Origin of the sequence: Sphingomonas sp. FUKUSWIS1, from assembly GCF_000733135.1 — a bacterium.
Classification (GTDB): domain Bacteria; phylum Pseudomonadota; class Alphaproteobacteria; order Sphingomonadales; family Sphingomonadaceae; genus Sphingomonas; species Sphingomonas aerolata.
Genome location: NZ_JPJC01000126.1, coordinates 1 through 11,236 on the forward strand (window position 1 = coordinate 1; position 11,236 = coordinate 11,236).

General features: G+C 66.9%; 6 protein-coding genes. 2 read left to right on the plus strand and 4 right to left on the minus strand.

Going from position 1 to position 11,236, the window contains the following annotated elements; genetic code table 11:
* Positions 1-139 precede the first annotated feature (139 nt).
* Positions 140-595: a hypothetical protein gene (locus sphsw_RS08780; RefSeq protein WP_052380890.1), complete on the plus strand. Its 456-nt coding sequence runs from the start codon at positions 140-142 to the stop codon at positions 593-595.
* A gap of 246 nt (positions 596-841) precedes the next feature.
* On the opposite strand, the gene sphsw_RS08785 is transcribed toward sphsw_RS08780, so the two are convergent.
* Positions 842-2,131: a homoserine dehydrogenase gene (locus sphsw_RS08785; protein WP_031440279.1), complete on the minus strand. Its 1,290-nt coding sequence runs from the start codon at positions 2,129-2,131 to the stop codon at positions 842-844.
* 98 nt (positions 2,132-2,229) lie between these two features.
* Here sphsw_RS08785 and sphsw_RS08790 point away from each other — a divergent pair, with 98 nt between their 5' ends.
* On the plus strand, positions 2,230-4,977 hold the full coding sequence (locus sphsw_RS08790; RefSeq protein WP_031440280.1) for a [protein-PII] uridylyltransferase: 2,748 nt from the start codon (positions 2,230-2,232) through the stop codon (positions 4,975-4,977).
* Positions 4,978-5,147: 170 nt separating this feature from the next.
* Here sphsw_RS08790 and sphsw_RS08795 read toward each other — a convergent pair whose 3' ends face one another.
* The 3 genes from sphsw_RS08795 to thrS form a co-directional block, all read right to left on the minus strand.
* Positions 5,148-7,967, minus strand: coding sequence for a TonB-dependent receptor (locus tag sphsw_RS08795; RefSeq protein WP_031440281.1), 2,820 nt, complete (start codon positions 7,965-7,967; stop codon positions 5,148-5,150).
* Positions 7,968-8,311: 344 nt separating this feature from the next.
* Positions 8,312-8,842 carry a translation initiation factor IF-3 gene (infC, locus tag sphsw_RS08800; RefSeq protein WP_031396176.1) on the minus strand — a complete coding sequence of 177 codons (531 nt, stop codon included), beginning with the start codon at positions 8,840-8,842 and terminating at the stop codon, positions 8,312-8,314.
* A gap of 99 nt (positions 8,843-8,941) precedes the next feature.
* A complete protein-coding gene (gene thrS, locus sphsw_RS08805; protein WP_031440282.1) occupies positions 8,942-10,933 on the minus strand; it encodes a threonine--tRNA ligase in 1,992 nt (663 codons plus the stop codon).
* Between the last annotated feature and the right edge of the window lie 303 nt (positions 10,934-11,236).

The following is an 11,236-nucleotide window of genomic DNA, read 5'->3' on the forward strand; positions in this document are numbered from 1 at the left end:
CACCGCCGGCGGCCTCCGCAAACCCGCACCCTGACCCCGCGCCATCACGCCCCCGCCATCAGCAGAGTGGCAAGACGCCCCAATCGGGTCCATGCTCGGGCGATACCCATGATCACCGCAAACCGTTGAGGTGCCGCCGATGATTCTCGTCACGCTGCTCGCGCTCGCACAGGCCGGTGCTACACCTGCGGCCAAGCCCGCCGCCACACAGGTATCGTCCGCTCCGACCGAAAAGAGCTGGTCGATCCTCAATCCCCCCGACTGCCCGGTGGTGAAGGAGGGCGACAAGACGATCACCGTCTGCGCGCCCGGCACCCAATCGGGGCCGCGCCTCCCGCTCCCCGACTGGGGCCCGCCCGACCGCCCCGTCGCCGCCAACCCGAACATGACCGCGATCCGCGCACTCTCGCTCGAGGGCACGCCCTGCGCCGCGACCCAGAGCGGCTGCCAGTCCGGCTTCGGCCCGCCGATCGCCCCCCTCATCGCCGGCGCCGTCGCGCTCGCCAAAAGCGCCTTCGCCAGAAAACCCGACAAGACCGGCCGCATCGCCATCGACCTGTCCGACCCCGCACCCCCGGCCCCCGCACGGCCGTAACGCACCGCCGTCATCCTGGCGAACGTCAGAACTCAGAGCCGAGCACCACAGCGCCCCGCAACCCTGGATCCTAGGTCAAGCCCAAGGATGACGGAAGGGAGGGGCCGCCACCACCCGCCCACAACCCCGTCATCCTGACGAAAGTCAGGATCCAGAGCCACACAGTGCAGCCCTCCGCCACCCTGGATCCTGACCGTCGTCAGGATCACGGCAGAGCGTGGCGCCCCCGCACACACACCCCAAAAATCACCCCAGAATATGCATCCACAACGGCTGCCCAACCAGACTCTGCGACCCCCGCAATTTCTCCAGCGCCTGCGCGACCGAGCGTTCCGGCCCCTCATGAGTCACGATCGCGACCAGCACGCTGCCGTCCGCCATCGCGCCGCGCTGGATCAGGCTCTCGATCGAGACGCCCGCGTCGCGCATCGCCGCGGCGATCTCGGCCAGCACGCCGACGCGGTCCGCGACCGTGAAGCGCAGATAGGCGCGGCCGCGCCGCTCGCCGCTGTCCGCGGTCGCCGCCGCGACCAGCGACGCCGCCGGCATTGCATAGGGCGGCCCGTATTCGCCGCGCGCAATGTCGATCAGGTCCGCGACCACCGCGCTCGCGGTCGGCCCGTCGCCCGCGCCCGCACCCTGGAACAGCAGCCGCCCGACGAAATTGCCCTCCGCGACCACCGCATTGAGCGATCCCGTCACATGCGCGAGCGGATGGTCGACCGGCACCAGATGCGCATGCACGCGCTGGAACAGCCCGTCGGGCCCATCCTCCGCCAGCCCGAGCAGCCGCACGCGGTAGCCCAAAGCCGCCGCCTCGGCGATGTCCGCGCCCAGCAGGTGCCGGATGCCGCTCGCCGCCACCGTGTCGAACGCCGGCCGCGTCCCGAACGCGATCGAGGCAAGGATCGACAGCTTGTGCGCCGCATCCACCCCGTCGATGTCGAAGCTCGGATCCGCCTCGGCAAAGCCCAGCGCCTGCGCCTCGGCGAGGATCTCGGCGAAATCACGCCCCTCCGCCTCCATCTTGCTCAGGATGAAATTGCACGTCCCGTTGAGGATGCCGTAGACCCGCCCGATCGCGTTCGCGGCGGCGCCCTCGCGCAGCCCCTTGATGACCGGGATCCCGCCCGCGACCGCCGCCTCGAACTTCAGCGCGACGCGCGCCGCCTCCGCCGCGGTCGCCAGCTCATAGCCGTGATGCGCGAGCATCGCCTTGTTCGCGGTCACGAACGACTTGCCCGCACCCAGCGTCGAGCGCGCGAGCGTCAGCGCGGGGCCGTCCGATCCGCCGATCAGCTCGACGACGACATCGACGTCCGCCTGCTGCGCCAGCGCGGTCGTATCGTCGACCCAGGCGAACCGCGTCAGATCGACGCCGCGATCCTTGTAGCGGTCGCGTGCCGACACCGCGACGACCTCGATCGCGCGCCCGGCCCGTCTGGCGATCAGCTCGCGGTTCGCGTCGAGCAGCCGGATGACGCCGCCCCCCACGGTTCCCAGGCCCGCCAGTCCCACGCGCAACGCTTCGCTCATCGTCTTCCTTTCGCCAAACCCGCGCGAAGACCTAGGGTTCGGGAAGGATTCCCGCAATCAAGATGACGAATGGCGCCGCGCGCCCTATCTGGTCCCGCATGACCGGCCGCTTCGATCACCTGCCCAACCGCCGCGCGATCATCGATCGCCGCGCGGTCGCCGACACCATCGCCGCGCTGGACGAGACCGACCCGGTCGCGCTCGGCCGCCAGGCGACGATCCTGCTCAAGGCCGCGCTCGACGCGGGCCGGGTCGAGGTCGCCAAGCGGCTCGCCGAACATCCCAGCCGCGGGCTCGAGGTGTCGAGCGCGCAGGCCTATCTGATCGACCAGCTGCTCCGCCTGCTGTTCGACTTCACCACCACCCGGCTGCACCCCGCGCCTGCCCCCACCCCCGACGACCGGCTGACCCTGATCGCGGTCGGCGGCTATGGCCGCGGCGAGATGGCGCCGCATTCGGATGTCGATATCGGCTTCCTCACGCCGGGCAAGCAGACCCCGCGGGTCGAACGCATCATCGAATCGATGCTCTACACGCTCTGGGATCTCGGCTTGAAACTCGGCCAGTCCAGCCGCTCGCTCGACGAGATGATCCGCCAGGCGAAGGCCGACATCACCGTCCGCACCGCCCTGCTCGAGGCGCGCTACGTCACCGGCGACATGGATCTCTACGAAGAGGCGTCGCGCCGCTTCAAGGTCGAGGTCCAGGCGGATACCGCGCGCGCGTTCATCGCCGACAAGCTGGTCGAGCGCGACCTGCGCCACCGCAAGATGGGCGACACGCGCTATGTCGTCGAACCCAACGTCAAGGAGGGCAAGGGCGGCCTGCGCGATCTCCACGCGCTCTTCTGGATCGGCAAGTACATCTACGACGTCCAGCGCGCGGCGCAGCTCGTCGATGTCGGGCTGTTCACCAAGGCCGAATACCGGCTGTTCCACCGCGCCGACAATTTCTTCCAGGCGGTGCGCTGCCACCTCCACAGCATCACCGGTCGCGCCGAGGACCGGCTGACCTTCGACGTCCAGCGCGAGATCGCCGACCGGATGCGCTTCTCCGACCGCCCGGGCAAGCCGAAGGTCGAGCGCTTCATGCATTTCTACTTCCTCCAGGCGAAGACCGTCGGCGACCTCACCGGCGTCTTCCTCGCGCATCTCGACGAGAAGTTCGCCGCGCGCGGCCGCCGCTTCGGGCTGCCGACGATCCGCCGCAGCCCGCGCCGCCTGAACGGCTTCGTCCTCGACCGCGGCCGGCTCGCCCTGCCCGACGACGACTTCTTCCGCGCAAGTCCGGTCCGGCTGATCGAGATCTTCCAGCTCGCCGACCGCAACGCGCTCGAGATCCACCCGCTCGCGATGCGCGCGGCCGCCCGCGACGTGAAGCTGGTCGACGACATCCGCGACGATCCGACCGCCAACGCGCTGTTCCTCGACGTCCTCAGCTCGCCGCGCGATCCCGAACTCGTCCTGCGCTGGATGAACGAGACCGGCGTCTTCGGCCGCTTCGTGCCCGATTTCGGCCGCGTCGTCGCGCAGATGCAGTTCGACATGTACCACCACTACACCGTCGACGAACACACGATCCGCGCACTCGGCCTGCTCGCGCGGATCGAGAATGGCGCTTTGAAGGACGACCATCCGCTCGCCAGCGCGATCTTCCGCCAGATCGTCTCGCGCCGCGTCCTCTATGTCGCGGTGCTGCTCCACGACATCGCCAAGGGCCGCGGCGGCGATCACTCGATCCTCGGCGCAGAGGTCGCACAGCGTCTCTGCCCGCGCTTCGGCCTGAGCCCTGCCGAGACCGAAACCGTCGCCTGGCTCGTCCGCTGGCATCTGCTGATGTCCGCGACCGCGTTCAAGCGCGACCTGTCGGACTTCAAGACGATCCTCGATTTCTGCGACGTGGTGCAGAGCCCCGAGCGGCTGCGGCTCCTGCTCGTCCTCACCATCGTCGATATCCGCGCGGTCGGCCCGGGCGTCTGGAACGGCTGGAAGCGCCAGCTCCTCGGCGACCTCTATGAATCCGCCGAGGAGGTGCTCCGCCTCGGCCACAAGCAGAAGGGTCGCGCCGAACGCATCGCCGCCAAGCATGAGACGCTCCACGCCGATCTCGGCTGGAGCGACGCCGAGTTCGCCGCGTTCGTCCGCCGCATGCCCGAGGCCTATTGGATCGCCGAGCCCGAGGACGTGCTCGTCCACAATGCGCGCTTCCTCGCCGGCACGGGCGACGCGCAGCTCGCGATCGACGCACATGTCTATCCCGGCCGCGGTGCGACGCTCGTGACGATCTACGCCGCGGATCATCCCGGGCTCTTCTACCGCATCGCCGGCGCGATCCATGTCGCGGGCGGCAACATCATCGACGCGCGGATCCACACCACGCGCGACGGCATGGCGGTCGACAATTTCCTCGTCCAGGACCCCTTCGGTCGCCCGTTCGACGGCAGCGAACAGCTCGCCCGGCTGAAGACCGCGATCGAGGATGCGCTCGCCAACCGCGGCAAGCTCGCCGACCGCCTCGTCGCAAAGCCGCTCCCGCGCGCGCGCGCCGAGGCGTTCGACATCGTCCCCAATGCGATGATCGACAACCGCGCCTCGAACCGCTTCACCGTGGTCGAGGTCAACGCCCGCGACGGCCCCGCCCTGCTCAACCGGCTCGCCCAGGCGCTGTTCCAGTCGAAGGTGACGATCCACTCCGCGCATGTCGCCACCTATGGCGAACGCGCGGTCGACACCTTCTACATCACCGACCTCACCGGCGACCGCATCACCGCCCCCGCCCGGCTGAAGACCCTCGAACGCCGCCTGCTCGCGGCGGCCGCCGGCAAGCAACTAGACCTCGCCGCCTGACTAATCGTCATCCTGACGAAAGTCAGGATCCAGAGCCACGAACGTCTCGCTGAGTTATCCTGGATCCTGACTTTCGTCAGGATGACGGACGTGAACGAAGCCCCGCCACAAACGAAAAAGGCCGGCCCGGTCTCCCGAGCGGACCAGCCTTCCCTAGCGACGTTGAACGCTCAGAACCGCGTGCGCACCGTCAGCCCATAGGTCCGCGGCTCGGCGAGGTACGACGTGAAGATCTGGTTCCCCACACCACCAAACGCCTTCACCTGGTCGAGATTGCCCGCGCCTTGGAACGGCGCGTTGAACCCGACCTGCTGGTAATCGGTGTCGAGCAGGTTCTGCGCCCACAATTCGACCGCCCATTTCTGCGCCGGCCCGCGGATGCCGATCCGCGCGTTCATCAGGAAGAAGCCGTCCTGCGCCTTCTCGGTGAACAGGTCCGACCCGGTATTATAGTCGCTGGTCATACGGCCATCGATATAGAACAGCCCGGTGATCCCCGACGACCCCAGCTCGGGCGTCCACGTCCCCGACGCGGTGACCGTATGCTTGGGCGCGTTCGACAGCGTGTTGCCCGACAGCAGGAACAGCGCGGGGTCGAGCGCCTCGCCCGTCTCCGACCCGACCAGGTTGTTCTTGAAGGTCGTGTCGACATAGGTGTAGCCGAGGCTCACCGCGACGTCGCGGACCGGGAACAGCCCCGCCTCGAGCTCGACGCCCTGCGACCGCACGCCATATTTCACGTCGCCGGTGCACGCGCCCGTCGCCGCGCTCGCATCGCGATCCGCGCCGTTCAGGCTGGTGTCGCACGAGCTGATGTTCTGGACGATGAAGTTGGTGCCGTTGAACGTGTTCAGCTGGAAGTTCTTGAACTCCTGGCGGAAGCCCGCGACGTTGAAGGTGAACTGCGCGGAGGTGAACTTCAGCCCCAGCTCGTAGGAATTGACCGTCTCGGGATCGAACCGCAGCCGGCTCGCGCTCGCATTGGTCGGCGACGAGAAGACGTTCGCGGTCAAATCCGACCGGTCGAGATTATAGCCGCCCGCCTTGTAGCCGCGCGAATAGGACGCGTAGAGCAGCGTGTCGGTACGCGGCTTGTACGACACGATCCCCGTGCCGCTGAACTCGCCTTCCTTGAACCCGTCGTTCAGATCGAGCCCGTTCAGCGCCGAGGTCGAATTGCCTGTGCAGGTCAGCGTGACGATCCCGCCGACCAGAGTCTTCAGGCTGGCGGGCACCGCCGCACTCGCCAGCAGCGGGCTCAGCGCCGCCTGCTGCGCGGGGCAGACGGTGTTGTTGTTGTTGAAATCGGCGTGGAAGTCCTTGGCCTCATGCGTATAGCGAAGCCCGCCGGTGATCGACAGCTTGTCGGTGACCTTGAAGATGTTGTGCGTGAAGAACGCGTAATTCTCGCTGTCCTGATAATAGGTCGACCGCTGGTCGCCCAGATTGTTGAGCGTGCTCAGCCGGTCGATGCCGCTCAGGATGGTACCGGTCAGCGCGCCGAAGGCGGGCTGCGTGCCCGGAACCTGTCCCGACAGGACCGCACGTCCCGTCGCGCTGAGGCAGCCCGGATTGGCCGGATTGCGCAGCGCCGCCGCCGGGTTGACCGTCGCGACGATCCGGCACGCGGCGAATGCGCCATACTGCGTCCCGAACTTCAGATTGTCCGCGACGACCAGGTCTTCCTTCGAATAATAGCCGCCGACCAGCCAGTCGAGCTTGTCGTCGAACAGCGACCCGTTCAGCCGGACTTCCTGACTGAAGGTGTGGAACTGGCGATAGCTGTTGCCGTCGTCCGCGCGGTAGCCGATGTCGAGATTGCCGTAATCGATGTCGGCCGCGCCGCCCGACTTGTACTCGCGGTACGCGGTGATCGAGGTCAGCTGCGCAAAGCCGAGGTTCGCGTCGATCTGGCCCGAACCGCCATAATCCTTGGTGATGTTCGAATAGGCGCGGCCCAGCGTGTTGGCGATCCGGCGGTTATACGGGTCGCCCTGGCTCGGGAACACCGCGCCCATGCTCTGCATGACCTGCTGGATGCGGTTGCCCGCGGGGTTGATCGCGAAGTCGCCCGCGACGCCCGGCGTCGGATCGATCTTCTCGCGCGTGTCGATATAGACCGCACCACAGCATTTCTCGTCGCGCCGCGTGTAATCGCCGATCAGCCGCACCGACACGTCGGCGCTCGGCTCGAACAACAGCTGCCCGCGCACGAAATAGCGGTTGCGGTCGTTGTAATCGGTCTGGTTGATGACGTCGTAATAATAGCCGTCGCGCTTGCCGAACACGCCGTCGAGCCGGAACGCCAGCTTGTCCTTGATGATCGGCCCGGTCAGCCCGCCCGCGATGCGGATATTGTTGTAATTGCCATAGGTCGCGTCGCCATAGCCGCCGAACTGGTAGGACGGCAGCTTGGTCAGGATGTTGATCGTGCCCGCCGATGCGTTGCGCCCGGCCAGCGTCCCCTGCGGCCCGCGCAGCACCTCGATCCGGTCGACCTCGCCCAGATCGTTGAGGCCCGAGCCGGTGCGGCTGCGATAGACGCCGTCGATGAACACCGCGACCGAGCTTTCGAGGCCGGGATTGTCGCCGACCGTGCCGATACCGCGGATACGCGCCGAGGCGTTCGCCTCCGAGCCCGTCGACGAGATCAGCAGCGACGGCGCAAGCTGCGTCATCTGGCGGATGTCGGTCGCGCCCGAATTCTGCAGCGCGGCCTGGCCCACCGCGGACACCGCGATCGGCACGTTCGACAACCGCTCGGAGCGGCGCGTCGCGGTGATGACGATGTCGCCTGCGTTGATCGGCTGGGGATCGGCGTTCTCGGCAACCGGCTGCTGCTGCGCATCGACCGACGCGGCCGCGGTACCCGATGTATTTGAGGGTACGGTCTGCGCCTCGGGCTGCGTCGTCGGGACATCCTGTGCGAAGGCCGGCGCCGCGATCGCGATCGTCGCGGCGGCAGACAACAGATATGCGGTCATGCGCATGGGCATCTCTCCTGGCGGCTTCGAATTATTTCGAATTTCCGGTTTGGTCAGGAGGTAATTGGAATTTTCATGCAGCGTCCACCGATTTCCGTATGCGGAAGTAACTTTCCGGTCGCTGTGTCGCACTTCCGCAACACCGAGCAATAACACCGCGTGATAGCCCCGAAATCGATGCATCGCGCACGGGCGGTTCGCTCCCCGCGATTGACGCTACGGAACCTGCGATCGCGCGCCCCCCCCCAACCCGACCCCAACGCAAACGGCCCACCGCCCCGGACAGGGGGCGATGGGCCGATCGCTATCGTTGCAGAGCGTCCCGCATCGCGGGCCGCGTCGTCACGCCGTTACTTGGGTGCGAGCACCATCAGCATCTGACGGCCTTCCATGCGCGGATACGCCTCGATCTTGGCGATCTCCGCGACGTCGTCCTGCACGCGCTTCAACAGGTTCATGCCCAGCTGGCCATGGCTCAGTTCGCGGCCACGGAAGCGCAGCGTGATCTTGACCTTGTCGCCCTCGCCGATGAAGTCGTTCACCTTCTTCATCTTCGTGTCGTAATCATGGTCGTCGATGTTCGGACGCATCTTGATCTCCTTGATCTCCTGCGTCTTCTGCGACTTGCGCGCGAGGTTCGCCTTCTTCTGCGCCTCGTACTTGAACTTGCCGACATCGAGGAACTTGGCGACGGGCGGATCGGCGTTGGGCGAGACCTCAACCAGGTCCAGACCATGCTCGGCCGCCTGCTCGATCGCTTCGCGCGTGTACATCACGCCCAGATTCTCGCCCTCGTGATCGATCACGCGGACCTTCTGGCTCTGGATGAATTCGTTGAATCGCGGGCCGTTCATCGCGGGCGTCTGCATGGGCCGGCGCATCGTGGGAGGACGTATGGGGGTTGCTCCTGTTGTTTCTGACGAAGTATTTGGGCCGGCTTATAGCGCAGAAAGCTCTGCGCGGAAAGCCGGCCTCGTCCATCACATATCGGGAGCGCGCGCCTCGATCGCAAGGCGTGCCACCGCCTCGTCGAGCGACAGCATCTCCTGCCCCTGGCTGCCCAGCCGGCGAATCGCGACCGTCGCCTCGTCCGCCTCGCGCTTGCCGACCACGAACAGCACCGGCACCTTGGCCAGGCTGTGCTCGCGCACCTTGTAGTTGATCTTCTCGTTGCGCAGGTCGGTCTCGACGCGGATCCCCGCCTTGCGCAGCGCCGCGACCACACTGTGCGCATAGTCGTCCGCATCCGACACGATCGTCGCGACCACCACCTGCACCGGCGCCAGCCACAGCGGGAAGCGCCCGGCATGATGCTCGATCAATATGCCGATGAACCGCTCGAACGTGCCGAGGATCGCGCGGTGGAGCATCACCGGCCGGTGCCGCTCGCCATCCGCGCCCACATACGACGCGTCGAGTCGCTCGGGCAGCACGCGGTCCGACTGGATCGTGCCGACCTGCCACGTCCGCCCGATCGCATCGGTCAGGTGGAATTCGAGCTTCGGCGCATAGAACGCCCCCTCGCCCGGCAGCTCCTCGAAATTCGCCTTGATCGTGTCGCTCAGCGTCGACTGCATCACCGCCTCGCGCAGCTCGGCCTCCGCCTTGTCCCACATTGCGTCGTCGCCGAACCGCTTTTCGGGGCGCAGCGCGAGCTTCACCGCATACTCCTCGAAGCCCAGATGCTTGTACACGCTGTCGAGCAGCTCGCAGAACTTGCGTACCTCCTCGACCAGCTGGTCCTCGCGGACGAAGATATGCGCGTCGTCCTGCGTGAACTGGCGCACGCGCATGATGCCGTGCAGCGCGCCATGCGGCTCGTTGCGGTGGCAGCAGCCGAACTCCGCCATCCGGATCGGCAGGTCGCGGTACGACTTGATCCCCTGCTTGAAGATCAGCACGTGCGCCGGACAGTTCATCGGTTTCAGCGCCATCAGGTCGCCTTCGCCCGAGAGCACCGCGCCCTCGTCTTCCACATTGGGGATCTCGTCGGGCACCACGAACATGTTCTCGCGATACTTGCCCCAGTGGCCCGACTGCTCCCACTGCTTGGCGTCCATCAGCTGCGGCGTCTTCACCTCGGCATAGTCCGCCGCATCGAGCCGCCGGCGCATATACGCCTCCAGCTGCCGCCACAGCACGAAGCCGTTGGGATGCCAGAACACCGACCCCTGCGCCTCGGACTGGAGGTGGAACAGGTCCATCTCCTGCCCGATCTTGCGGTGATCGCGCTTGGCGGCTTCCTCCAGCCGGAAAAGATGCTGGTCGAGCTGCTTCTTGTTGAGCCAGCCGGTGCCGTAGATGCGGCTCAGCATCGCGTTCTTCTGGTCGCCGCGCCAATAGGCGCCCGACACGCGCGTCAGCTTGAACGCGGCGGGATCGAGCTTGCCGGTTGAGACCATGTGCGGCCCGCGGCACATGTCGAGCCACTCGCCCTGGCGATAGATGGTCAGCTCCTCGCCCTCGGGCAGCTCGGCGGCCCATTCGGCCTTGAACGTCTCGCCCTGTTCGGTCCAGCGGTCGATCAGCTGCTGACGCGACCAGACCTCGCGCAGGAACGGCTCGTTCCGCGCGATGATCGCGCGCATCTCCGCCTCGATCGCGGGCAGGTCCTCGTCGGTGAACGGCCGGTCCTTCGGCGCAAAGTCGTAATAGAAGCCGTCATCGGTCGCCGGCCCGAAGGTGATCTGCGTGCCGGGAAACAGATGCTGCACCGCTTCGGCCATCACATGCGCCAGGTCATGCCGCACCAGCTCGAGCGCATCCGCCTCGTCGCGCGCGGTGACGAGCGCGAGGTTCGTATCCCCCTCGAATGGCCGGCTGAGATCCCGCACCTGCCCATCGATCCGCGCCGCCAGCGCCGCCTTGGCAAGCCCCGGCCCGATCGCCGCAGCGACATCCGCGGGCGTAGTCCCGGGCGCAACCTCGCGGACGGAACCGTCGGGAAGCGTAATGCGGAACATGGCAGACATGAGGAACTTTCTCGTGATGGAAGAGCGGCGCTTATGCCGTCGCCCAACCGATATAGGCAACCCGCCACGCACCGACACCCCACGAACCGCCCCCATGTTCCCCGGCGAAGGCCGGGGCCCAGTTGGGAAACGTCGCCGACAAAGGACCGCGCCCAGTTACGCCGACCTCACCACCTGGACCCCGGCCTCCGCCGGGGAACCACCCCCGTCATCCTGACGAACGTCAGGACCCAGAGCCACGCCGCGCGCGCCGCGACCCCAGCACACCGCAATATCCCCGCGACCACCCCCAAACTCCACCCC

What these genes read in the sequence shown, in the direction of transcription:
- sphsw_RS08780 (WP_052380890.1), top strand. Translation starts at nt 140, where the DNA reads ATGATTCTCGTCACGCTGCTCGCGCTCGCACAGGCCGGTGCTACACCT.
- sphsw_RS08785 (WP_031440279.1), bottom strand. Translation starts at nt 2,131, where the DNA reads ATGAGCGAAGCGTTGCGCGTGGGACTGGCGGGCCTGGGAACCGTGGGG.
- sphsw_RS08790 (WP_031440280.1), top strand. Translation starts at nt 2,230, where the DNA reads ATGACCGGCCGCTTCGATCACCTGCCCAACCGCCGCGCGATCATCGAT.
- sphsw_RS08795 (WP_031440281.1), bottom strand. Translation starts at nt 7,967, where the DNA reads ATGCGCATGACCGCATATCTGTTGTCTGCCGCCGCGACGATCGCGATC.
- infC (WP_031396176.1), bottom strand. Translation starts at nt 8,842, where the DNA reads ATGCGCCGGCCCATGCAGACGCCCGCGATGAACGGCCCGCGATTCAAC.
- thrS (WP_031440282.1), bottom strand. Translation starts at nt 10,933, where the DNA reads ATGTCTGCCATGTTCCGCATTACGCTTCCCGACGGTTCCGTCCGCGAG.